The sequence below is a fragment of the Vibrio sp. 2433-A1 genome (genome assembly GCF_056726085.1).
In genome coordinates this window covers 65,817-89,365 of sequence record NZ_JBRESC010000003.1, presented here as the reverse complement: position 1 = coordinate 89,365, position 23,549 = coordinate 65,817, and the positions used below count along the sequence as shown (strand labels likewise).

Here is a 23,549-nt window from a genome sequence, read left to right as displayed (position 1 = left end):
TGCGTAAAAAATAGCTTCAAAAGTGGTGAATACTTGAACGCTTCACTCAGGTATTAGATAATCAGCCTAATATTAGAATAGAAAACTCCAGACGGTGAGAGCGGTCTGGGTGTAGACGACTGAGAGAGGTCATCGTGAGCGAAGTAAATATCCCACTAACATTTTCAGACGCAGCCGCTAACCGAGTTGGGGCGCTGATTGCTGAAGAAGAAAATCCGAATCTAAAACTGCGCGTTTACATCACGGGTGGTGGCTGTAGCGGTTTCCAATACGGTTTCACTTTTGACGAGAGCGTCAATGAAGGTGACACAACAATCGTAAATAGCGGCGTAACATTAGTTGTTGACCCTATGAGCTTACAATACCTAGTTGGTGGTCAAGTCGATTACACTGAAGGCCTAGAAGGAGCGCGCTTCTTTGTGAACAACCCGAATGCGACAACAACCTGTGGCTGCGGTGCATCATTCAGTGTTTAATCACTAATCATTTGCTTAAGGCTGCATTCGCAGCCTTTGTTTTATCTAATACTTTTTATCTTAGTTTCGTGATAATTCCAGAAACTGAGACCTGACCTTAATTACTGTCCAACTGTATTTTATTTTTCACTGGTTAATTTATATCCTGATTAATAGTTCTCGTTTAGTTCTGAGCTGCAATACATAAAGGATGATGTTTAACCGCATTTTACGCGTATCTAAATACTAAGTAGCAACACTAAGGACAGTTATGGCTAGTATCTCTCTACTGCGTTTTTTCGCAGTTCGCCCCTATTTGATCTCTGTGATTCTGGTAACAATACTGACACTGTGGCTTGGTGTAGGTATGTTGAATGCCGAAGACATGGCTCCTCAGAAGGAAATGGAACAGATTCCACTGGCTAAAGTGGCCTTTACCACCTTTACCGCCCAATCGACGCATAAGTCGATAGATCTCTATGGCCGCACTGCGCCGAACAAACAAGCTAAGTTAGGCGCTGAAATTGCTGGCAAGATCATTCAGCTTAAAGTGAGAAAAGGGGACAGCGTTAAGCAAGGTCAGGTTATTGCCCTGATTGATAAAGGCGATCTCGAGATTCAACTTCAGCGTGCTCAAGCGATGCTGAAAGTAAAAGAAAAAGAGTATAAAGCGGCCCAATCACTGAAGAGTAAGGGTCTACAAGGTGAAGTCGCATTTACCAATGCCCAAGCTGGATTAGTCGAAGCCAAGGCAAGCGTCAGTAATGCCAAAATTGCATTAAGAAACACATCCGTTACCGCTCCTTTTGGTGGCGTGGTGGATCATTTGTTTATCGAGAAAGGTGACTTTGTTGGCGTTGGCGATCCGGTAGCGACGCTGATTGATCTAGAAAAAATTATTATTGAAGCGGATGTCAGTGAGCGTCATATTCAAGACTTGCTCGCTGATCAACAAGCTAAAGTGCGCTTTATTAATGGCCAAGAAGCGATGGGGACAGTGCGCTACATTTCGCGTGTTTCATCTTCTTCGACCAATACCTTCCCAATTGAAATCGAAATGGCCAACCCCAAGCAGAAAATCCCAGCCGGTATTAGCGCCGAAGTGACATTAAACCTACAAGAACAGTTGGCGATTAAGATTACCCCTGCAATGTTGGCGCTTGATGAGGCCGGCAATCTAGGCGTCAAAACATTAGTCAAAGAACATATCGAGTTTGTGCCTATCCAGCTGGTAAAGGCCGAGCAAGATGGTGTTTGGCTAACCGGTCTTGGTGAGAGAGTCAATATCGTTACGACTGGACAAGGTTTTGTGCGTGATGGTGACCAAGTCATCGCCGTTGAACAGCAAAACTAGGAGGCACAATTATGTTTGCATTAATTGATGCCGCGATGTCGCGTACTCGCACCATGATGGTATTGCTGATATTCATTTTACTGGCAGGTATCGTCACTTATATCACCATTCCTAAAGAATCGAGCCCGGATATCACTATCCCGATTATTTATGTTTCGGTTGGTCACCAAGGTATTTCCCCTAACGATGCTGAGCGATTGCTAGTTCGACCTATCGAACAAGAGCTGCGAGCGATTGAAGGGGTGAAAGAGATGACCTCTACTGCCTCAGAAGGCCACGCTTCGGTCATGCTTGAGTTTAGTGTTGGTGTCGATTTGAATAAAGCGATGGCAGATGTCCGTGAAGCGGTCGACTTAGCTAAGCCTAAGCTGCCTAGTGACAGTGATGAGCCAACGGTAAATGAAGTGACGCTAGCCTCGGAAGAGCCAGCGTTATCCGTGGTACTTTATGGCACCGTGCCGGAAAGAACCATTGTACAAATTTCTCGTCAGATAAGAGACAAACTGGAAAGCTATCGTCAGATCCTTGAAGTCGATATTGCCGGTGATCGAGAAGATATTGTTGAGATCATCGTCGATCCGCTGCTGATGGAAAGCTACGGTCTTGATCAAGCGGATATCTACAACCTCATTGCACTGAATAACCGTGTGGTTGCCGCAGGCTTTGTTGATACCGGTTATGGGCGTTTTTCAGTCAAAGTGCCATCGGTCTTTGATTCATTGAAAGATGTGCTGGATCTGCCGGTTAAAGTCGACGGTAAGCAAGTGATTACCTTTGGCGATGTTGCAACAGTTAGACGAGCATTCCGAGATCCTGAAAGTTATGCACGATTGGATGGCAAATCAGCCATCGTTATGGATGTGAAAAAGCGTGCTGGCGAGAACATCATTGAAACCGTTGACTTGATTAAGCTGGTATTTGAAGAAGCGCAGAAGCGCCCTGAATGGCCGAATAACTTATTGGTTAAGTACACTTGGGATCAGTCGAAAGACGTCAAAGTGATGCTCAACGATCTGCAAAACAACATCTTGTCAGCGATCATATTAGTGGTGATTGTTATCATTGCTATCTTAGGCGTCAGAACCGCATTTCTGGTTGGAGTGTCGATCCCAGGTTCTTTCCTGACCGGTTTATTAGTGCTTTCCGTATTTGGCCTCACGGTCAATATTGTGGTGCTGTTCTCATTGATCATGGCCGTGGGCATGCTGGTGGATGGCGCGATTGTTGTTACCGAGTTTGCTGATAGGCGCATGCAAGAGGGGACGCCGAGGCGAGAAGCGTACCGAGATGCCGCTAAGCGCATGGCTTGGCCGATTACCGCATCAACGGCAACAACACTAGCTGCATTCGCTCCGTTACTATTCTGGCCTGATGTCACCGGTGAGTTTATGAAGTACTTGCCGTTAACGTTGATCGCAACGCTCAGTGCTTCGCTAGCCATGGCGCTACTACTGGTGCCTGTGTTAGGTAGTTTGATTGGCCGACCGCAACATGTAACTAAAGAACAACGCGAGAAAATGGTGGCGTTGCACGATGGTGATTTTTCTAAAGCGACAGGGCTGACCAAACTCTATTTCCATACCTTAGATATTGCGCTCAAGCATCCGCTAAAAATCCTGTTTAGTGCTATTTTACTCACTATTGCAGTGGGCTTTACCTATGCCAAAGCAGGGCTTGGCGCGGAGTTTTTCCCTGAAGTCGATCCGCCATTCTTTACCGTAAAAGTACGCTCGTATGGCGATTTATCTCTAGATGAGAAAGACGTGATTATGCGCGACATTGAAGCAGTAATGCTTGGCCATGATGAGTTCGAAAGTGTTTATACACGTACTGGTGGAGATGACGAAATCGGTCAGATTCAGATTACCCCAGTTGACTGGCAGTATCGACGTAAAGTGAAAACCATCATTGAAGAGCTGAAACAGAAAACCGATCATTATGCAGGGGTCGAGATTGAATATAAGTTCCCAGACGCTGGTCCTCCGGTGGCTCACGACCTAGTGATCGAAATGTCTGCTCGCATCCCAGGTGAGTTAGACAACGCGGCTAAGTTAGTCAGACAGTGGGCAGACAACCACCCTGCGTTTACCAATATCAGCGATACCTCCAGTAAAGAAGGTATCGACTGGCAGATTGATATTCGCCGTGATGACGCCTCTCGTTTTGCAGCCGATGCCACACTGGTTGGCAATACGGTTCAGTTTGTAACGAATGGCCTCAAAATTGGCGACTACCTGCCAGATGACGCTACCGAAGAAGTAGATATTCTGGTTCGTTATCCAGAAGAGAAGCGCGATATTGGGCGGTTCGATCAGTTGCGGGTAAAAACGCCCGCTGGATTGGTGCCGATCACCAACTTTGCCAATATTGTTCCTGAACATAAGCAAGACACAATCCGCCGTATTGATGGTCATCGCGTGATCAACATAATGGCTGATATGAAAGAGGGCTATAACTTAGCGCTAGAACTGCCCAAGATAGAGGAGGCAGTCGCACAGCTTGATTTGCCTTCCGGTGTGGAGTTTAAGATCCGCGGACAGAACGAGGAGCAAGAGAACTCTTCTGCCTTCTTACAAAATGCGTTTATGGTTGCACTTGTTGTGATGGCGCTGATATTGATTACTCAATTTAATAGCTTCTATCAGGCATTCTTGATTCTAAGTGCCGTGTTGTTCTCAACCGTCGGTGTATTTGTGGGTTTGCTAGTCTTTCAAAAACCATTTGGCATCATTATGTCGGGTATTGGTGTGATTGCCTTAGCCGGCATAGTGGTCAATAACAATATCGTTTTGATTGATACATACAATCAGTTGCTAAAACGTGGACTGGATAAACGAGAAGCGATATTGCGTACTGGTGTCCAGCGTCTACGCCCAGTGTTACTCACGACAGTGACGACGATTCTTGGCTTGCTACCTATGGTGCTCGAGATGAATATCGACTTAATTAACCAGAAGATTGAGTTTGGTGCGCCGAGTACTCAGTGGTGGTCACAGCTTGCTACTGCAGTTGCGGGTGGGTTGGCATTTGCTACGGTTCTGACCTTAGTCCTAACTCCGTGTTTATTAATGTTAGGTAAGCAGCACAAGGTAGAAGAACAAGCCAATGCAGTGATAGAGGCTGATTAGACTAAGATAATTAAATAGCAACAGACCCGCACTAGGCGGGTCTTTTTATTGGCATTTATTGTGTGGCGAGCAGTTCACCATACCTATCTAACTTCTCTAATCTGATTTTCGCATTAGCAATAAAGGTAGCCTTTGTTTTACCAGTTAAAGACTTCGACTGAGGTAACTTCACAGTACGTGGGTTTTTATGCACCCCATTGACGAGGAACTCATAATGCAGGTGAGGTCCTGTCACACGACCCGTACCGCCCAAAGTACCAATGGTCTGTCCCTGTTTGACACGTTGACCCGTTTTGACCGTACGTTTAGTTAGGTGTAAGTACTTGGTAATATAAGTATTACTGTGCTTGATAAATACGTAGTTACCATTGAATTGGTTGTAGCTAGACTTCTGAACAATACCGTCACCAGCCGCCCAAATTGGAGTGCCTACTGGTGCTGCGTAGTCTGTACCACGGTGCGCTCGGACTTTACCCGTCACAGGGTGGCGGCGAGTTGGGTTAAAGTTTGATGTTACACGACGGAAATCAAGCGGCGAGCGCAAAAAGGCTTTCTTCATCGCACGGCCGTTTTCATCATAGTAATTTCCGCTCTTATCATCACGGATGGCAGTAAAGGTATCACCTTGGTTAGTAAAGATCGCTGCGATGATTTTACCTCGACCAACCACTTCGCCTTCGACCACTTTTTCTTGGTAGAGGATTTTAAAGTTATCGCCATTACGAATGTCGAGTGCGAAATCGATATCCCAACCAAAAATCCCAGCCAGCTCCATAATTTGATTGGCGGTCAAACCAGCGCTCATACCCGCATTCCAGAAGTTGGACGTAATCTTGGCTTCGGCGTAGTTATATTGAAAGTGGACGTCTTTTTTATCAATGGTGGAGGTGTAGCCATTATCAGACTTAGTGACTAAGAAAGCTTCATAAGGGCTAAGTTGACGCTTAATTTGAATCAGTTGATTGTCCGCATCAAAACCAAACTGAAAAGAGTCACCAGGTCTTACTCGCGTTAACTGACGCTCAATATCTTTGTTGGTCGACGTGAGCTCATACAGTAGGCGAGAAGATAGACCGGCACGTTGAAACAGCAAAGCCATACTATCACCGGAGCCTATGGTGTGTTTTTCCCAACGTAGTACAGCAAGTGTAGGTAGTGAAGATTGCTCTGCGAATATCCCTTGATCAATTTCGATCGGGTAAGCCTTGCCGATTTGGTAATTGCTGTCTTCCTCACGTAGATCTTTCGGTGCAGGAAGAAACAGCGCGACAACAATAATGGCGCTAAAAAAAGCGATGAGAGCTCGGTGAATCCATGGAAGTCGAGCGAAAAGCGACAACATCTTATGTCCGTTCTAAAAAATTCGTAAAAAAGCTAAGCTTCTTAGTCTAACTGGTTTCAAAAAGCATCGCTATTCAAGTAAGATGGCAAACTATTAAATTTTTGCCAAATCTGTGGGAGTGAACAAGAATGGCGAGCATTGAAGCTGCACTAGCAGAGATTAAGCGCGGTGTTGAAGAGCTAATTCCAGAAGAAGAACTGATTGCTAAATTGAAAGAGGGTCGACCTCTTCGCATTAAGCTAGGCGCCGATCCAACTGCACCGGATATCCACTTAGGCCATACAGTTATTTTCAATAAGCTTCGTGCATTTCAGGAACTAGGCCACGATGTTACTTTCCTTATCGGTGATTTTACCGCGATGGTCGGTGACCCAACGGGCAAAAACAACACTCGTCCACCGCTAAGCCGTGAAGATGTTCTACGTAACGCTGAGACGTACAAAGAACAGGTGTTTAAGATCCTAGATCCAGCGAAAACAAAGATTCAGTTTAACTCTGAATGGCTATCTGAGCTAGGTGCTGAAGGTATGATTCGCCTTGCAGCTAACCAAACGGTTGCTCGTATGCTTGAGCGTGATGACTTTAAAAAGCGTTATGCTGGCGGTCAGCCAATTGCTATCCATGAGTTTATGTATCCACTCCTACAAGGTTATGACTCAGTAGCAATGGAAACAGACGTAGAGCTTGGTGGTACAGACCAGAAGTTCAACCTGTTAATGGGCCGTGAACTGCAAAAAGCGAATGGTCAAAAGCCTCAAGCGGTTCTAATGATGCCTCTTCTTGTTGGTCTAGACGGCGAGAAGAAGATGTCTAAATCTGCCAATAACTACATTGGTATCAGCGAAGCACCAAGCGAGATGTTTGGTAAGATCATGTCGATCTCAGATGACCTAATGTGGAACTACTACGACTTGCTTTCTTTCCGTCCTCTTGACGAAGTAGCACAGCTTAAAGCTGACGTTGAAGCGGGCCAAAACCCACGTGATGTGAAAGTTGCACTAGCAAAAGAGATCATCGCACGTTTCCACAGTGAAGCTGATGCTGACGCTGCAGAGCAAGAGTTTGTAAACCGTTTTGCTAAGAACCAAATTCCTGACGAAATGCCAGAGTTTGAGTTCGATGCAGGTCTTCCTGTGAGCAATCTTCTTAAAGAAGCTGGCCTATGTACGTCTACTTCAGAAGCGATGCGTATGGTTAAGCAGGGCGCAGCGAAGATTGAAGGTGAGAAGGTCGCAGACGCTAAATTTGCACCACAAGCAGGCACATACGTATTCCAAGTTGGTAAGCGTAAGTTTGCTCGTATTACTATCAAGTAATCGATGATCAAGTCATTGAGCTGACTGCCAATTAAAGCGCCTAATTAGGCGCTTTTTTTATATGTGCTATTCAACTTATAACTCGGTCAAATGTTGTGTTTTTTTGCTTAAAGTGACTGATTTTCAGTTTGGGTTTTGTTACTATGCCCGCGCTGCTATTACAGCAGTTTATTCGGAGACTTTTATGAACAATATCGACCATCCTCCTAGTATCAAGGGAGAAAAATAAACCTCATCGGTATTGTCATATTCGCCTCTACCTATGTGGTAGAGCAGTCCGCTTTTCTCTGATTCCTCTCATTTTTCTCCATGAAAACTAGTACTTAAATACTCAGCTAGCTTCACTGAACTGTTTAGTGATCGTAGTTAGTCGTATTCTAACTTCGTCAGCACTGCCATATTTGTTGGTTAGCTGGTGTTTGATGGTCGTTACCTATTGCCAATCGGGAGATTCGCCATGACGGTAATGAGCAATACTTACATTGAAAATACACCTCACTTTTCCAACGAAGAGATCGGGGCCGCTCGCAATGCATTTTTGCGTTATGAGCAAACTCAACAAGTTCACCTATTAACGGTAATGCCTGTTGAAGAAGCGGTAGCCATACTTCACCACTGTTCTATTGGTTACGTGCAACAGTTGATTTCGGCGTTAGAAGTGGAAGGACATGACAAGCTAGCAAGGCATTACGCTCACCAGCTTGGTTTCATCCATTCTGAAGTAGAGACATCAAGCAGCTATCTCGATACTACGGTGATTGAGCATGTTAAGCAGCGTATCGGTTGGATCATCGCTCTAGCGTTACTAGGCATAGTATCTGGGCTGATTATTTCCCAGTATGAAGATACTTTAAGCCAGCTTGTACTTTTAGCGATTTACATGCCAGTTATTGCGGCGGCAGGGGGAAATACCGGCACTCAGGCGGCGACCTTGGTTATTCGAGCGCTAGCAACTGGGGAGCTGCGTAAACGCCAATGGCTAGCGGTATTTTGGAAAGAGAGTAGAGTGGCTTTATGTTTAGCGCTGGCTATCGCGTTAGTGATTGTTGGTCGAATTATACTCTTCAGTGATGCCAGTTCTATAGGTGGTTTTGACCTTAACCTTATTGCTTTAGCGATTGCGGTGGCGCTGTTTATTCAAGTGACCATGTCGACTACGTTGGGCGGGTTACTGCCTATCTTGGCCAGAGCGTTTAAACTGGACCCAGCCGTATTGGTGAGCCCAGTGTTAGCATCAATTGTCGATATCTCGGGGATGTGGATCTATTTCTCGGTGGTGAATTACTTTTTAGGCATTGCCTGACTGAAGTTCACCACATCTTGATAGAACAAAGTTTCAAATTGAGTAATTGGAGCGACGGTAGGTTTACTGTCGCTCTTTACTTGAGGTGGATGGTAGTCTGAGACAAACTGAACAAACAGTGTGCTTGGCTTGCCTGATTTATCTAACCCAAATCCTGCCATATTTGAACTGCCGTATAGCGAGCCACTTTTGGCGGTGATCTCACCTTTAACTGGCGCTTCACGCATACTACGGCGGTATTTTAATGTGCCATTTGTACCAGAAGTTGGCATTAACGAAATCAGATTTAACTCATCATCATGTTGCCAGATATAGCGTAAAACTGCGGCCATATTTTGGCTGGTAAAGCGGTTGTTGCGTGATAAGCCAGATCCATCCGCCAGTGGCGTGTGTTCGATATCAATCCCTGTGTTAGCAAATAAGATCTGCTTGATCGCTTGAGTACCATTACCAAAACTTCCAGGCTGTATATAGAACTTAGCACCAATGGTTTTAGTTAGATTATCAGCAATTAAGTTGTCTGATTTATGTAGCATCATCTCGAGTAATTGTGGAAGAGGCTGTGAGTTATGGATCGCTAGTGTCTTACCTTGCTGTTCACCTGGGCCGATCTTAATGCTTCCCTTAAGGGTAATATTTAGCTGAGAAAGCAGTGTATAAATGATGCGTTGGGTATAGAGGGAAGGATCTTGCACCGCAAACTTAAGCGGTAACGGCTTACTACGTTGCTGCAGGCATCCTTGCAATTGGTAATGATTGTCTGGAGAGGTGAGGAGTTCTAAATCGCACTGAAGGCTCTCTTGCTCACTTTTAGAGACGCTGGCTGCCTGTGTCGTTACATAGATTGGTTGATGCTCCGGGACATAAACCCTAGTTTTGCCATCATTTTGGCTATAAATGGAAGCTTGGACACAGTTATGATCGAGAGTTATAGCACTTGCTGGAGCACTATAGCAGACGCCAAGGATATCCCACGGCCAACCGACGGCACGGTCATAGCCAGTAAACGCGCTATTGTCTAACCACAAATCTCCTTGAATTGATTTTATGCCAGCATCTCGCATCGTGGTGAGGAGCTGCTTAAGATCTTGTGTAGTTAAGGTCGGGTCGCCACTAAAGCGAATAACAATGTCTTTGCCTGATTTATCGATACTGGTTTGATAATAGAAGTCATCTCCAAGTTCTAGTTTTGCAGCTAAAGCCGTGACGATTTTTAGGGTACTGGCTGGTGGAAAAAACTGGCTTTGATTATCAGTGGTGATATAGCTTTGATTATTCGATAGTCCTTGCACTTTAAGTGCTGCGCGACTGCCTTGAGGCAATTCGTTGAGTGGAGAGTACGAAGACGCTACGGCTAATGCAGGGAGAAAAAGCGCTAATAAAGCGAGAGAGAGTTGCTGTAAGGAGTGTCGCATAGTTAAAGAGCCACTATTGAGTCGGGAAGTTTCAGTATAACGAGGAAAAAAAACACCCGCTAGAGAGCGGGCGTTTTAGATTTATGACATTAAGCCACAAATTAGAAGTCGTAACGTAGACCGATTGCTAGCTCGTCTTCAGCTTGTGCTTTAGTTGCCTGACCTGTAGTTAGGTTCTTCGTATCACCAAAATTGTCGCCTTCACTGATTAGGTTGAAGTTGTATGAGATGTAAGTACGGAAGTTAGGCTTGAAGTAGTAAGTCGCATCGATTGCAACATTATCTGCAGCAGTTTCGTTGTCGAATTCAGCATTGTTGTACGTCAGAGTGAATGCAGTTTTCTCCAGCGTGTACGCAGTTGCGAATTCGTAACCAGTGTAATCACCGTTGTCTTTCGCTAGTTCACCGTCTGTGAATGTACCTGCGAAGTAGAAATCGCTAATGCGGTAAGATGCAGCAAGCATGTATTCGTTTTGCTCGTCTTGATCAGCGTAACCACCACCAAGTTTAAGACCAGTATCACCTAGAGCGTAGATAGCAGATAGAGAGTAGCCGTCTTGTTTATTATCAGTGTAACCACCAGTAACTGTGTTGTCTTCGCGGTCAGCAAAGCGGTAGCTTGCTTTAACACCTAAGTCAGCAAATTGACCTTTGTAAGAAACCATGTTGTCTGTGCGGTCTGCAACAGCAATTTTATAAGCAGCAGAGTTACCGTGGTAAGACATGATATCAGTAAAGTCAGTGATTACGCCTAGCGCACCATCATTTTTACCGTAAGTGACTTCACCGAAGTTACCGCCGATACCAGCGTATGCGTAACGGTTGTCTAGAGAATCAACAGTTACATTGTTACCGTTAACATCTTTCACTGTAGCCGGGTTTGTTACAAACTCACCTTCGTAGAAGCCAACACCGTATAGGTCATCGTTGATTTGAGTCTTACCCTTGAAGTTTAGACGTACACGTGTTTTGTCTTCAGATTTACCATCTTTTAGAGACATACGAGCTTCAGCACGACCGCCGATCTCTAGAGAGTTGCCGTTTGAGCTGTATACAGAAGTACCGTCGATACCGCTAGCTTGTTTACCGTCAGCCGCTACTGCACCTGTCGCCACTGCTGCAGCTGAAACTGCTAGAGCAATCAGAGTTTTGTTCATCTTATTAGTCCTAATTTACTGTCCATAAATAGTTGTTTTTGCGAGTGATAACTCACGTAGGGTTATCCTCTACTTATTACTCCAGTGAATCAATGTTCATATGTGAGACTGATGTCAAAATTACGAAGCATCTAAAAACACGCATGAGTAATTGCTGAGCAACGTTTTACCGTTAAAGTTCCGCTATGGGGTAGTAAAACGATATAAAAGGCGATTATGAACGGTGTTTTATTTTTAGTGGTAAAGGTATCAAGTTATTGTTTTTTTTTAATTTTTCTTCGTTTTTTAATTGTATTTTGCTTTGAAGTGGTTTTAGTTTTTTTTTATTCAATGATGTTTGAGTTAGAGTTTTTGAAGTTTTTTGAAGTTTTTTATAGTGTTGGTTAATTTGGCACCGATCTCACTTTTTGGGCCGGGGTTGATTTAAGGTGATTTAGTTGCCAAGTTTGTTTACACTAGAAGAAATTGTTAGTTAATACACTACCTAGTCCATCGGATTAGGTAGTTTTGTTTTGTCCAAAGATTGCTTTGGCAAAGAGGTACATAATGGAAAAAGTCCCAATGACGCAACGTGGCGAACAGCAGCTACGTGTAGAATTAGACCGTTTATTAAAGCTTCGTCCACAGATTTCTGAAGCAATTGCAGAAGCTCGTGAACTTGGCGATCTAAAAGAGAACGCTGAATACCACGCTGCACGTGAAGAGCAAGGTATCTGTGAAGCACAGATTCGTGATATCGAATACAAGCTGTCTGTGGCTCAAGTTATTGACGTAACTAAGATGGACAACTCAGGTAAAGTTATCTTTGGTTCAACAGTGACTCTAATTGACTGTGACACTGAAGAAGAGAAAACTTACCAGATTGTTGGTGATGACGAAGCGGACATTAAAGCTGGCCGTATTTCAGTAAGCTCGCCAATCGCACGTGGTCTAATCGGTAAGATGGAAGGTGACGAAGTGGTCATTTCGACACCGGGCGGTGATCGTGATTTTGAAATTGATCGCGTAGAGTATCTCTAAACTAGTAATATCTATTGCATAAATATCAAAAAAGGTCGCATTAGCGACCTTTTTTATTGCCGAATGACGTAAAATTACTTACGTGGCAATTCGATTTTACGCTCTTCGCCTTGGCGGAACAGCACAAGAGTTTTACCAATGACTTGTACTTTTTCTGCGCCAGTCTCACGAACGATAGCTTCAATGATCAAGTTTTTTGTGTCGCGGTCTTCAGACGCAACTTTCACTTTGATCAGCTCGTGGTGGTTAAGGGCAATTTCGATTTCCGCTAGAACAGCTTCAGTTAGTCCGTTAGCGCCCATAAGCACAACAGGTTTTAGACTGTGCGCTAGGCCTTTTAGATGCTGCTTTTGTTTAGTGCTTAAGTTCATTACGCGGCCAATTTTCTTTAATATAAGGGTTGAAAAATACCATTTTAACGCCATCTAACCCTGAAGACTATAATTTATTAGGTTAGTTGTTCCCTCTAGCTATTAGGAAACCAATGAGTAAACAGAAACACTCGGCCAGTTCTGGTCGCTGGTTGAAAGAGCATTTTGATGATAAGTACGCTAACGAAGCGAGAAAAAAAGGCTATCGTTCACGCGCTTATTTCAAAATTGAAGAGATCCAAACCAAGGATAAACTGCTAAAACCAGGCATGACAGTTGTCGATCTTGGCGCAGCTCCGGGCGGTTGGTCTCAATATGCTGCTAAGATAATAGGTGAAGAAGGACAGATCATAGCATGTGACCTACTTCCTATGGACCCAATTGCTGGCGTAAGCTTTTTACAAGGTGATTTCCGTGATGAAGCGGTACTTGAAGCATTACTTGAACGTATACAACCTTCAATGGTGGACGTCGTAATGTCGGATATGGCACCAAACATTGCTGGCAATAACTCTGTCGATCAGCCGCGTGCTATGTATTTAGTTGAATTGGCTTTAGATATGTGTCGACAAGTTCTAGCACCTAATGGTAGCTTTGTTGTAAAGGTTTTCCAGGGTGAAGGCTTCGATCAATTTGTGAAAGAAGCTCGTAACATGTTTAAAGCTGTGAAAATCCGAAAACCCGACTCATCGAGAGCTCGCTCACGAGAAGTCTTTGTTGTAGCCACTGGTTACAAAGGTTAACTATTTTGGCCTCTAATGGCCGAGTTAACACTATAGCTACAGGTTATAAACTGTAGTACCCTACCTTTAATTACAATTAGTTATCGAGAGGCTGACACCTTGAGTGACATGGCAAAAAATTTAATTCTGTGGCTTGTTATCGCTGTCGTATTGATGTCGGTTTTCCAGAGCTTTGGCCCTGGAGAGAGCAATGGCAGAGCGGTGGATTACACCACGTTTGTACAGGAAGTTGGCCAAGGCCAGATTCAGGAAGCAACTTTTAAAGACGGTGAGATTAGTTTCACTCGTCGTGGCGGCGGCGCGCGTTATGTTACTTACATGCCAGTCTACGACCAAAAGCTCCTTGATGACCTAATTAACCAGAATGTGAAAGTACAAGGCACACCTCCTGAAGAGCAAAGCCTACTAGGTACTATCTTTATTTCTTGGTTCCCTATGATCTTACTGATTGGTGTATGGATTTTCTTCATGCGTCAAATGCAAGGCGGCGGTGGTAAAGGCGCTATGTCTTTCGGTAAGAGCAAAGCTCGAATGATGAGCGAAGAACAAATTAAGACCACTTTTGCTGATGTAGCAGGCTGTGACGAAGCAAAAGAAGATGTAAAAGAGCTAGTGGACTACCTACGTGATCCAAGCCGCTTCCAGAAACTGGGCGGTAAGATTCCAACGGGTGTGCTAATGGTTGGTCCTCCTGGTACCGGTAAAACGCTACTTGCAAAAGCGATTGCAGGTGAAGCGAAAGTACCATTCTTTACTATTTCAGGTTCTGACTTCGTTGAAATGTTTGTTGGTGTTGGTGCATCTCGTGTGCGTGACATGTTCGAACAGGCGAAGAAAGCGGCACCTTGTATTATCTTCATCGATGAAATTGATGCGGTAGGTCGTCAGCGTGGTGCTGGTGTTGGTGGTGGTCATGATGAACGTGAACAAACACTGAACCAAATGCTGGTTGAGATGGATGGTTTCGAAGGTAACGAAGGTATTATCGTTATCGCCGCGACTAACCGTCCTGACGTACTTGACCCTGCACTATTGCGTCCGGGCCGTTTTGACCGTCAAGTCGTGGTTGGTCTACCAGATGTACGTGGTCGTGAACAGATTCTTAAAGTACACATGCGTAAAGTTCCTCTATCAGGTGACGTAGAGCCATCTCTAATCGCACGTGGTACACCTGGTTTCTCTGGTGCAGACCTAGCGAACCTAGTGAATGAGGCGGCATTGTTCGCGGCTCGCGGTAACAAGCGCAACGTATCTATGGTTGAGTTTGAACTGGCTAAAGACAAGATCATGATGGGTGCAGAGCGCCGTTCTATGGTGATGTCTGAAGAGACTAAAGAATCCACAGCGTACCACGAAGCAGGTCACGCAATTGTTGGTCGTCTAGTTCCAGAGCACGATCCTGTATACAAGGTGTCGATCATTCCACGTGGCCGTGCGCTAGGTGTGACTATGTATCTTCCTGAGCAAGACCGCGTAAGCATGTCTCGCCAACATCTTGAGTCTATGGTTTCAAGCCTATACGGTGGTCGTCTTGCTGAAGAGCTAATCTACGGTGCAGACAAAGTATCAACGGGTGCTTCAAACGATATTGAACGTGCGACGGATATTGCGCGCAAGATGGTGACTCAATGGGGCTTCTCTGAAAAGCTTGGTCCTCTTCTTTACGCAGAAGAAGAAGGTGAAGTATTCCTAGGCCGTAGCGTGACACAGACTAAACATATGTCTGATGACACTGCAAAGCTAATCGACACAGAGATTCGTCAAATCATCGACCGCAACTACGCTCGTGCTCGACAGATCCTTGAAGATAACATGGATATCATGCACGCAATGAAAGATGCGCTGATGAAGTACGAAACGATCGATGCTGGTCAAATTGATGACCTAATGGCACGTAAAGACGATATTCGTGAACCAGCTGGTTGGGGCGATAACGCCAACAAACCTGAAGAAAAGCCAGAAATGAAAGCTGAAGAAGCATCTTCAGAGCAGGCGGCTGATAAACCAGCAGAAGAAAAAGTAGCTTCTGAGGAAACAACCACTGAAGCGCCAGAGAAAAAAGACTCTGAGTAATTATTGCTTAAGGAGAAACCCCGGGGAAACTCGGGGTTTTTGCATTTATCATGATCTTGAAAGCCAATCATAAATCTCTCGATTTATCCCAGCCCCAAGTGATGGGGATTCTTAACGTTACACCTGATTCATTCTCTGATGGTGGTAAGTTTGACACATTAGATAATGCACTTACGCAGGCTAAACGTATGATTGAAGCCGGTGTGACCATTATCGATATCGGTGGTGAGTCGACGCGTCCAGGGGCTCCAGATGTTGCGTTAGAAGAAGAGCTACAACGTGTCATTCCGGTTATTACTGCTATTCGCCAACATTGTGATGTGTGGATTTCGATTGATACCAGCAAAGCAGAGGTGATGCGCCAAGCTATCCTAGCGGGAGCTGATATCATTAATGATGTTCGTGCACTGCAAGAACCGGGCGCATTAGAAGTAGCAGCGCAAGCGGGTCTACCGATTTGTTTAATGCATATGCAAGGTCAGCCTCGCACTATGCAAGCAAACCCTCACTACGAAGACTTAGTTAAAGAAGTCGGGGAGTTTTTGCAAGAACGTATTGAAGCTTGTGAGAAAGTTGGTATTCAACGCGAACAGCTGATTCTCGATCCCGGTTTTGGTTTTGGCAAAACGCTAGAACATAACTATCATATGCTTTCTCATCTTGAAGAGTTCCATCAGTTTGGCCTACCAATTCTTGCTGGTATGTCACGTAAATCGATGCTGTTTAAGTTACTTGATAAAGCCCCTGCAGAATGTGTCGCTGCCAGTGTCAGCTGTGCAACGATTGCTGCGATGAAGGGCGCACAAATTATTCGTGTTCACGATTTTGAACAAACGCTTGATGCTATGAAAATTGTCTCAATGGTCAAAGCAAACCATTGAGAATTATAAAAATATAAAGGAATAACCATGTCAGATAAGAGACGTTATTTTGGTACCGATGGTGTCCGTGGCAAAGTAGGCCAATACCCTATTACTCCTGATTTTGTCTTGAAGTTAGGTTGGGCTGCAGGCCGAGTGCTAGCGAAGCAAGGCACTAAGAAAGTGATCATTGGTAAAGATACCCGTATTTCAGGTTATATGCTGGAGTCAGCGCTAGAAGCTGGACTTGCGGCTGCCGGTTTGAAAGCGACTTTTACTGGCCCAATGCCAACGCCTGCTGTTGCTTATCTAACACAGACATTTCGAGCTGAAGCTGGCATTGTTATCTCAGCATCACACAACCCGTACTACGATAATGGCATCAAATTTTTCTCATCTGAAGGCACCAAACTACCGGATGATATTGAGTTAGCGATTGAAGCTGAGCTAGATAAAGATATTGAGTGTGTTGAGTCATCACTGCTTGGTAAAGCGACGCGACTTAACGATGCTGCGGGTCGTTACATTGAATTCTGTAAGAGTACTTTTCCAACAGAGTTAAGCCTAGCAGGTCAAAAAATTGTGGTCGATTGTGCACATGGCGCGACTTACCATATTGCTCCTGCGGTATTTAGCGAGCTAGGGGCAGAAGTGGTTGCCATGGGTATTGAGCCAAATGGTACTAACATCAACCATGAAGTTGGCGCTACCGATGTTCGTGCGCTACAAAAGCGTGTCGTTGAAGAAGGTGCTGCTCTTGGTCTAGCTTTTGATGGTGATGGCGATCGAATCATCATGGTCGATCACTTAGGCAATAAGATCGACGGTGACCAAATTGCTTATATTATCGCTCGTGATGCGCTACGTCGCGGTGAGCTAAAAGGCGGTGTCGTTGGCACATTGATGACTAACCTAGGTATGGAAAATGGCCTTAAGCAGCTGGGAATTCCATTTGTTCGTGCCGCTGTTGGTGACCGTTATGTGATGGAGCAATTGCTGGCGAAAGGTTGGAAGATCGGTGCAGAAAACTCAGGTCACGTTATTCTATTAGACAAAGTAACCACAGGTGACGCAATTGTAGCTGCACTGCAAGTACTTGCTTCTGTCGTCGGCAGCGATATGTCTCTGCATGACTTATCACAAGGCATGACACTCTACCCGCAGGTGCTAGAAAACGTTCGATTTGAAGGTGATTCAAACCCACTTGAAGCGGTGGCCGTAAAACAAGCGACGGCGGAAGTAGAAGCTGAGCTAGGTGATAAAGGCCGAGTGCTATTACGTAAATCAGGTACTGAGCCACTGATTCGTGTCATGGTGGAAGGACAAGATGGTGAACTTGTTCAAGCTTCAGCACTTAAGATTGCTGATGCAGTAAAAGCGAGCTTCTAACAGTAAACGCTAACTTTGATGAAAGAAGCCACCTGACGAGGTGGCTTTTTATATCTAAATCGTTACTTTTCTTCTGTACGCTTTTTGCCCCAAACTTCAATCTTTGCTTTTTTGCTTAAGCCGACTGCGCTGAGCGTGTTGCTGCCCCAGCTATCATAAGTCATATCGAGTTTTTTAAACTTGGCCTTTTCGTCACCCGGTAAAGTCCATGCTCGAGTCGACATGCCTTTGGTCAAGGTCCCCATTGTTTTAAGCTCTTTAATGCTACCATCCGACATAGTGACTACCAGCTCTTTAAGGTTTAGTGTGCCTTGAACAACTTTGATTTTTAACTTACTGAAGTTTCGTTCACTGATATAGGCTAAAGGCTCAACCGTATCAGTCTCAGCTTTATAGTTAACGACTTTATCGCTGATTAATACCCAACCATCGGCCTCTTTAGCGAAACTGTGCGGAGCAAAAAATAGAACCAGTGATGACAGTAAAATAGTGATGATTTGTTTCATGTTACCTCTACGTTTTATGTTAGGATTGCCTCGTTTAACTTAGTGATGATTCCTTATGCCACACCACGAGATACAGTATTTACAAGAAATGGGAATTCAGTATTACCAGCTGAACCACCCAGAAAGGCTGCAAGGCTATCAATCGCCAAATTTAGTATTGCAAGAGTCGTGTAAACTTTTGCTGGTATCTCCCCAATATCCGAAAAAAGAGACAGCTTTAATGTTTGAGCGGGTCTTAAAAAGTATCAAATTGGACTTATCACAGGCGTTACATATCTACCCAGAGCAGCTGGCTCAACTCGAGCAGCCTTTTAATGGCTGGATTTGGTTCGCTGGCTGTGAAGCGCCGTCGCAAGTTTCAGGACAGGTGTTAACGTCTCCTTTGCTCAGTGATATTGATGGCAACAACGAGCAACGTCGCGCTCTTTGGCAACAAATTTGTTCATACCAATAATGAAAAATTCAATCCTTCCTCTAGAAAATGTTCACTTAGACAGCGTGCTCCGTATTGAGCGCGCAGCACATACTCATCCTTGGTCAGAAAATCTGATTCGCGACGTAAACAGTCGCGGTGCCAGTCACCATGTATTACTGCAAGATGACAAGGTAGTCGGGTACTTTTACGCTCAGAACATTGTCGGTGAAGTGACTTTGCTTAATATTGCGGTTGATCCGAATGAGCAGGGCAAAGGCTATGGTAAGCAGCTGATTGAAGGCTTCCTAACAATGTGTGAGCAGGCGAAAGCAGATAGTGCGTGGCTTGAGGTGAGAGAAAGTAATATGCGCGCTGCAGCTCTGTATGAGGCGGTAGGCTTTAATGAAGTCGATCGACGCATCAACTATTACCCGACGAGTGCAGGTAAAGAGGATGCGATTATCATGAGCTATATCTTTTTCTAAACTACTTCTGCACTGCTTTTATCACTGTTGGCTCATCGACTGGATAGAAGTTCTTTTCAAATCGCGCAGTCAACTCGGCAACGGGAAGAGGCTTATCAAATAAGTAGCCTTGGAATTGGTCACAGCCGAGTTGTTTTAGTGCTTTCAGTTCATATGCATCTTCGACACCTTCCGCAATCACTTCTAGATTGAGTCTTTTGGCCGTCATAATGATGGTATCCACGATCGCTTGGTCACTCTCATCTAAGTGAAGTTGAGTGACGAAAGATCGATCGATTTTCAATACATCGACATTTAGGTGCTTGAGGTAACGCAGCGATGAATATCCAGTACCAAAATCGTCGATAGAGGTCTTTAAGTTGTGTTGCTTAAGCTCCTTCATCTTTTGCACAGTCCCTTCGACATTTTCTAATAGCAAGTTCTCGGTAATTTCGAGTTCAATATGCTCACCACTAATATCGGCCTGCGCCATTGAATCAATGACATGTTCCACAAACGAGCTCTGTGAAAATTGCAAAGGGCTAATATTGATCGCTAAGCGACGGAAGGTGTTGGGTAGCACGTCTTGTTTCTTCCAAGAGGCATATTGATAACAGGCTTGTTCAATAATCCAGTTACCGATTTGCAGTATCTGACCTGTCTCCTCTGCAATAGGCATGAATACTCCAGGAGGTAATAGTCCTTTCTCTGGATGATTCCAACGGATCAGAGCCTCCACACCAATGATATGGTGTTTGTCATCCACCTGAGGTTGATAGTAGAGTTCTAGCTGACCTTTATTAATTGCTTCATGCAGTCCTTTCTCTATTTCTAAGAATGACTCTACTTGAGCTTGCATCTCAGGTTCATAGAACATGTACTTATTACGACCTGCCACTTTTGCTCGATAGAGGGCCGTATCCGCTTGGCGAAGCACATCAATATTGGTGCCACCAACAGAAGGGAAAACAGCGATACCAACACTGACCGTACAATAAAGCTGATGATCATCAATCGAATAAGGGTTGGATATAAGAGCCAGTAACTGTTGAGCCAGCTCATGGGCTTTATTGATCGATGTGTTGGGAAGGAGTATGGCAAACTCGTCACCACCGATGCGAGCGGCAGTAAATTCTTCTTGTAGCCAGGCTTCTACGCGCATTGAAATCGCTTTTATCAAGTGGTCACCAATGGTGTGTCCAAGAGAATCATTGATGGTTTTAAAACGGTCTAAATCGAGATAAAAGAGTGCCCCGGCTTGATTGTCCTTGTTGGCGTGAATAATGGCTTCTTCTAGCATTTGTAGTAACAGGCTGCGGTTTGCTAAGCCTGTTAAGGAGTCATAGTAAGCAAGTTGATTGAGTTTAACCTCTGCGGCCTCTCTGTCTTTCCAAAGGGTATGGAAAGTTTTTGCGAGGTGGCCGAGCTCATCGTCGCGATACTGTGTCGGAGGTGGGAGTACACTGTCTTTATGCTGTAGCGAACGCACCCAGTCTATCAGTGTGACTAATGGTTTTGACAGTTTTTGATAAAAGAACATCAACAAAATCGAAGTCAGCAGGATATTCCGGAACAGATCAAAGAGAAGAATCTGAGTTGTCTTAGCAATAAAGTCTTTAGCGATATAAGCTCCGTTCACCGAAAAGCTTAAAGTACCAACTACTACATGAGAATTAGGTTGGTGCAGGTCTGTTTTGTAAATAGGTGTTGTTGGAGTTAAGTAACTGGAGAGTGCTTCGGTAAAATCACCTTGCTGTGAAATATTTTTTTCCCGTTCAGTCAGGGTGTCACCAAAGTCGTCAATAATCTGAACTTTATAGATAGCATTATCCATCATTAAGCTAGATGCGACCTGCTCTGCGAGGAGTTGATTTAAGTGATACGCAGATTGGCTTGCATTAGAGTAATTTTGCAATAGCTTAAATTGATAGTGTTCTTCAATGCGCTTTTGCTCCTGATGGAGGTCCACCAAAATATGATAAAAGCTAAAACAGACCCCTAGAATCACCGATACGAGGAAAACTGTTTTTGCTTGTCGAAAAGCGAGTGAGTTAATTTTTTTGCTTTCTGGCATAGTTGAGATAAGTTCCTTCTACTTCTTTAGTTATAGCCCATATTTATTGATATTTTAATTTGTAGTGGAATAGAAACTCTTTTTACGTCATTTTCATTGATGAAGTTGCCCCTTAAGTGAATATAAGCGAAAATACCGCGCAAAATTGAATCGAACCGCTAGAGCTAGAGTTATGACTCGCTCAATATAGCTCACAGACAGAAGAAGACCCCTTTCATGTCAAATACTCCTTTTCTTGGTGAAGTTTCTAAACGTAGAACTTTCGCTATTATCTCGCACCCAGATGCGGGTAAAACCACCATTACAGAAAAAGTACTGTTATTCGGAAACGCAATCCAAAAAGCAGGTACAGTAAAAGGTCGTGGCTCTGCTCAACATGCGAAATCTGACTGGATGGAGATGGAGAAAGAGCGTGGCATCTCGGTAACGACCTCTGTGATGCAGTTCCCTTACAATGACTGTCTCGTAAACTTACTCGATACCCCAGGACACGAAGACTTCTCGGAAGATACTTACCGCACCCTGACAGCGGTAGACTCATGTCTAATGGTTATCGATGCAGCGAAAGGTGTCGAGGATCGTACTCGTAAACTAATGGAAGTAACGCGCTTACGTGATACTCCAATCGTGACCTTCATGAACAAATTGGATCGTGATGTACGTGACCCAATGGAAGTGCTTGATGAAGTTGAAAGTGAGCTAGGGATGGCGTGTGCGCCAATTTCATGGCCTATTGGCTGTGGTAAAGAGTTCAAAGGTGTTTACCATATTCACCGTGATGAAACGATTTTGTACGAATCAGGCCACGGTCACGAAATCCAAGAAGTACGCATCATCAAAGGTCTAGATAACCCAGAGCTTGATGAAAAAGTCGGTGCAGATCTCGCGGAAAGTGTTCGTGAAGAACTTGAACTTGTAATGGGCGCTTGTCCTGAGTTTGACCACGAACTGTTCTTAGCGGGTGAACTGACGCCAGTATATTTTGGTACCGCATTAGGTAACTTTGGTGTTGATCACATGCTTGATGGCTTAACTAAATGGGCTCCTGCGCCGAAAGCGCGTCAAGCGGTAGAACGTGACGTAGAAGCAACAGAAGACAAGTTTTCTGGCTTTGTATTTAAGATCCAAGCAAACATGGATCCTAAACACCGTGACCGTATTGCTTTCATGCGTATTGTGTCGGGTACTTACACCCAAGGCATGAAAATGAACCACGTTCGTACTGGTAAAAACGTCAGTATTTCTGATGCGGTAACCTTTATGGCAGGCGACCGTTCTCGTGCTGAGAATGCTTACGCAGGTGACATCATTGGTCTGCATAACCACGGTACGATTCAGATTGGTGATACCTTTACTCAAGGTGAAGCTCTAAAGTTCTCTGGTATACCAAACTTTGCTCCTGAGCTATTCCGTCGCATCCGACTAAAAGATCCATTGAAGCAGAAGCAGCTACTAAAAGGTCTGGTTCAGCTTTCTGAAGAAGGTGCAGTGCAAGTATTCCGTCCGCTACAAAACAATGACCTTATCGTTGGCGCAGTAGGTGTTCTTCAGTTTGATGTGGTTGTTGCACGTCTAAAAGCGGAATATAACGTAGAAGCTATCTATGAAGGTGTTAACGTAGCGACAGCTCGTTGGGTAGAGTGTTCAGATGGTAAGAAGCTAGATGACTTCCAACGTAAGAACCAAACTAACCTAGCACTGGATGGTGGTGACAACTTGACGTACATCGCGCCAACTATGGTGAATTTGAATCTGGCGAAAGAGCGTTTTCCAGATGTGGAGTTCCGCGCGACTCGCGAACACTAATCTTCTTCGCCTTTGCTGCGATAGCGGCGTTGACTGCGTAAACTCACCTTAGTCACGTAGCGTACTACGCTCCCAAGGCTGAGTTTACTTGTCGCCTTGCTCTCACAACAAACGCTTTGAAGATGGCACGTGAGTATGTTCTTGGGGATGAATTTGCTGGTTGCCTTGTTCTCGCAGCAAGTACTTTGAAGAACCGTGTCTGAAATACCGCCTGATTAGGGCGGTATTTTTTTTGGTTGTCATTCCTCAGAACGACGAAGGAGAGAGTAAGGAATCTCTTAAAGCGAGTTGTGAATTAGATGAGCTTTACCGTGTGGTCTGTACAAAAAAGAAAGGGTTGATGCTTTCACATCAACCC

Annotated in this window: 19 protein-coding genes; 13 read left to right on the top strand and 6 right to left on the bottom strand. The window is 44.5% G+C overall.

Annotation, left to right across the window (positions count from 1 at the left end; genetic code table 11):
* The first annotated feature begins 134 nt into the window (after positions 1-134).
* From erpA to ACU01J_RS04260, 3 genes are all read left to right on the top strand, one after another.
* Positions 135-476: an iron-sulfur cluster insertion protein ErpA gene (erpA, locus tag ACU01J_RS04270; RefSeq protein WP_004410128.1), complete on the top strand. Its 342-nt coding sequence runs from the start codon at positions 135-137 to the stop codon at positions 474-476.
* A gap of 250 nt (positions 477-726) precedes the next feature.
* A complete protein-coding gene (locus tag ACU01J_RS04265) occupies positions 727-1,809 on the top strand; it encodes an efflux RND transporter periplasmic adaptor subunit (RefSeq protein ID WP_481084552.1) in 1,083 nt (360 codons plus the stop codon).
* A gap of 11 nt (positions 1,810-1,820) precedes the next feature.
* A complete protein-coding gene (locus ACU01J_RS04260) occupies positions 1,821-4,937 on the top strand; it encodes an efflux RND transporter permease subunit (protein ID WP_481084551.1) in 3,117 nt (1,038 codons plus the stop codon).
* A 55-nt stretch (positions 4,938-4,992) separates the two neighbouring features.
* Here ACU01J_RS04260 and ACU01J_RS04255 read toward each other — a convergent pair whose 3' ends face one another.
* Complete coding sequence (locus ACU01J_RS04255; protein WP_481084550.1) at positions 4,993-6,279, bottom strand: peptidoglycan DD-metalloendopeptidase family protein; 1,287 nt, start codon at positions 6,277-6,279, stop codon at positions 4,993-4,995.
* Between the two features lie 128 nt (positions 6,280-6,407).
* On the opposite strand from ACU01J_RS04255, the gene tyrS reads away from it, so the two are divergent.
* Both tyrS and ACU01J_RS04245 read left to right on the top strand, forming a co-directional pair.
* Positions 6,408-7,595 carry a tyrosine--tRNA ligase gene (gene tyrS / locus ACU01J_RS04250; RefSeq protein ID WP_481084549.1) on the top strand — a complete coding sequence of 396 codons (1,188 nt, stop codon included), beginning with the start codon at positions 6,408-6,410 and terminating at the stop codon, positions 7,593-7,595.
* A gap of 457 nt (positions 7,596-8,052) precedes the next feature.
* A complete protein-coding gene (locus ACU01J_RS04245) occupies positions 8,053-8,898 on the top strand; it encodes a magnesium transporter (RefSeq protein ID WP_481084548.1) in 846 nt (281 codons plus the stop codon).
* On the opposite strand, the gene dacB is transcribed toward ACU01J_RS04245, so the two are convergent.
* Both dacB and ACU01J_RS04235 read right to left on the bottom strand, forming a co-directional pair.
* Positions 8,877-10,313: a serine-type D-Ala-D-Ala carboxypeptidase gene (gene dacB, locus ACU01J_RS04240; protein WP_481084547.1), complete on the bottom strand. Its 1,437-nt coding sequence runs from the start codon at positions 10,311-10,313 to the stop codon at positions 8,877-8,879. The two genes, ACU01J_RS04245 and dacB, sit on opposite strands and share 22 nt — an antisense overlap.
* A 101-nt stretch (positions 10,314-10,414) precedes the next feature.
* On the bottom strand, positions 10,415-11,470 hold the full coding sequence (locus tag ACU01J_RS04235; protein WP_481084546.1) for a porin: 1,056 nt from the start codon (positions 11,468-11,470) through the stop codon (positions 10,415-10,417).
* A gap of 546 nt (positions 11,471-12,016) precedes the next feature.
* Here ACU01J_RS04235 and greA point away from each other — a divergent pair.
* Positions 12,017-12,490 carry a transcription elongation factor GreA gene (greA, locus tag ACU01J_RS04230; protein ID WP_481084545.1) on the top strand — a complete coding sequence of 158 codons (474 nt, stop codon included), beginning with the start codon at positions 12,017-12,019 and terminating at the stop codon, positions 12,488-12,490.
* Positions 12,491-12,564: 74 nt separating this feature from the next.
* On the opposite strand, the gene yhbY is transcribed toward greA, so the two are convergent.
* A complete protein-coding gene (yhbY, locus tag ACU01J_RS04225) occupies positions 12,565-12,861 on the bottom strand; it encodes a ribosome assembly RNA-binding protein YhbY (RefSeq protein WP_134836012.1) in 297 nt (98 codons plus the stop codon).
* 113 nt (positions 12,862-12,974) lie between these two features.
* Here yhbY and rlmE point away from each other — a divergent pair, with 113 nt between their 5' ends.
* The 4 genes from rlmE to glmM all read left to right on the top strand — a co-directional run bounded on the left by rlmE (position 12,975) and on the right by glmM (position 17,926).
* Positions 12,975-13,604, top strand: a complete 630-nt coding sequence (gene rlmE / locus ACU01J_RS04220) for a 23S rRNA (uridine(2552)-2'-O)-methyltransferase RlmE (protein ID WP_481084544.1) — start codon at positions 12,975-12,977, stop codon at positions 13,602-13,604.
* Between the two features lie 108 nt (positions 13,605-13,712).
* The gene (gene ftsH, locus ACU01J_RS04215; RefSeq protein ID WP_481084543.1) at positions 13,713-15,677 is read left to right on the top strand and encodes an ATP-dependent zinc metalloprotease FtsH; all 1,965 of its coding nucleotides are present in this window, start codon (positions 13,713-13,715) and stop codon (positions 15,675-15,677) included.
* 50 nt (positions 15,678-15,727) lie between these two features.
* Positions 15,728-16,558 (top strand): dihydropteroate synthase, encoded by an 831-nt coding sequence (folP, locus tag ACU01J_RS04210; protein WP_481084542.1) that lies wholly within the window; start codon positions 15,728-15,730, stop codon positions 16,556-16,558.
* A 27-nt stretch (positions 16,559-16,585) separates the two neighbouring features.
* On the top strand, positions 16,586-17,926 hold the full coding sequence (glmM, locus tag ACU01J_RS04205) for a phosphoglucosamine mutase (protein ID WP_481084541.1): 1,341 nt from the start codon (positions 16,586-16,588) through the stop codon (positions 17,924-17,926).
* Between the two features lie 62 nt (positions 17,927-17,988).
* Here the strand turns inward: glmM and ACU01J_RS04200 are convergent, their stop codons facing one another.
* Positions 17,989-18,432, bottom strand: a complete 444-nt coding sequence (locus tag ACU01J_RS04200) for a hypothetical protein (protein WP_481084540.1) — start codon at positions 18,430-18,432, stop codon at positions 17,989-17,991.
* 55 nt (positions 18,433-18,487) lie between these two features.
* Between ACU01J_RS04200 and ACU01J_RS04195 the strand changes: the two genes are divergently transcribed.
* Together ACU01J_RS04195 and rimI are read left to right on the top strand one after the other, a co-directional pair.
* Entirely contained in the window at positions 18,488-18,886 is a 399-nt protein-coding gene (locus tag ACU01J_RS04195) for a DNA polymerase III subunit psi (RefSeq protein ID WP_481084539.1), read from the top strand.
* Complete coding sequence (rimI, locus tag ACU01J_RS04190; RefSeq protein WP_481084538.1) at positions 18,886-19,332, top strand: ribosomal protein S18-alanine N-acetyltransferase; 447 nt, start codon at positions 18,886-18,888, stop codon at positions 19,330-19,332. The genes ACU01J_RS04195 and rimI overlap by 1 nt, the downstream gene beginning before the upstream one ends.
* 1 nt (position 19,333) lies before the next feature.
* On the opposite strand, the gene ACU01J_RS04185 is transcribed toward rimI, so the two are convergent.
* On the bottom strand, positions 19,334-21,385 hold the full coding sequence (locus ACU01J_RS04185) for a putative bifunctional diguanylate cyclase/phosphodiesterase (protein WP_481084537.1): 2,052 nt from the start codon (positions 21,383-21,385) through the stop codon (positions 19,334-19,336).
* Between the two features lie 216 nt (positions 21,386-21,601).
* Here ACU01J_RS04185 and prfC point away from each other — a divergent pair, with 216 nt between their 5' ends.
* A complete protein-coding gene (gene prfC / locus ACU01J_RS04180) occupies positions 21,602-23,191 on the top strand; it encodes a peptide chain release factor 3 (protein WP_481084536.1) in 1,590 nt (529 codons plus the stop codon).
* The last annotated feature ends 358 nt before the right edge of the window (positions 23,192-23,549 follow it).

Bases quoted from the DNA above. Each gene is read 5' to 3' on its own strand.
- ACU01J_RS04265 (WP_481084552.1), top strand. From the start codon at position 727: ATGGCTAGTATCTCTCTACTGCGTTTTTTCGCAGTTCGCCCCTATTTG.
- ACU01J_RS04260 (WP_481084551.1), top strand. From the start codon at position 1,821: ATGTTTGCATTAATTGATGCCGCGATGTCGCGTACTCGCACCATGATG.
- ACU01J_RS04255 (WP_481084550.1), bottom strand. From the start codon at position 6,279: ATGTTGTCGCTTTTCGCTCGACTTCCATGGATTCACCGAGCTCTCATC.
- tyrS (WP_481084549.1), top strand. From the start codon at position 6,408: ATGGCGAGCATTGAAGCTGCACTAGCAGAGATTAAGCGCGGTGTTGAA.
- ACU01J_RS04245 (WP_481084548.1), top strand. From the start codon at position 8,053: ATGACGGTAATGAGCAATACTTACATTGAAAATACACCTCACTTTTCC.
- dacB (WP_481084547.1), bottom strand. From the start codon at position 10,313: ATGCGACACTCCTTACAGCAACTCTCTCTCGCTTTATTAGCGCTTTTT.
- ACU01J_RS04235 (WP_481084546.1), bottom strand. From the start codon at position 11,470: ATGAACAAAACTCTGATTGCTCTAGCAGTTTCAGCTGCAGCAGTGGCG.
- greA (WP_481084545.1), top strand. From the start codon at position 12,017: ATGGAAAAAGTCCCAATGACGCAACGTGGCGAACAGCAGCTACGTGTA.
- yhbY (WP_134836012.1), bottom strand. From the start codon at position 12,861: ATGAACTTAAGCACTAAACAAAAGCAGCATCTAAAAGGCCTAGCGCAC.
- rlmE (WP_481084544.1), top strand. From the start codon at position 12,975: ATGAGTAAACAGAAACACTCGGCCAGTTCTGGTCGCTGGTTGAAAGAG.
- ftsH (WP_481084543.1), top strand. From the start codon at position 13,713: ATGGCAAAAAATTTAATTCTGTGGCTTGTTATCGCTGTCGTATTGATG.
- folP (WP_481084542.1), top strand. From the start codon at position 15,728: ATGATCTTGAAAGCCAATCATAAATCTCTCGATTTATCCCAGCCCCAA.
- glmM (WP_481084541.1), top strand. From the start codon at position 16,586: ATGTCAGATAAGAGACGTTATTTTGGTACCGATGGTGTCCGTGGCAAA.
- ACU01J_RS04200 (WP_481084540.1), bottom strand. From the start codon at position 18,432: ATGAAACAAATCATCACTATTTTACTGTCATCACTGGTTCTATTTTTT.
- ACU01J_RS04195 (WP_481084539.1), top strand. From the start codon at position 18,488: ATGCCACACCACGAGATACAGTATTTACAAGAAATGGGAATTCAGTAT.
- rimI (WP_481084538.1), top strand. From the start codon at position 18,886: ATGAAAAATTCAATCCTTCCTCTAGAAAATGTTCACTTAGACAGCGTG.
- ACU01J_RS04185 (WP_481084537.1), bottom strand. From the start codon at position 21,385: ATGCCAGAAAGCAAAAAAATTAACTCACTCGCTTTTCGACAAGCAAAA.
- prfC (WP_481084536.1), top strand. From the start codon at position 21,602: ATGTCAAATACTCCTTTTCTTGGTGAAGTTTCTAAACGTAGAACTTTC.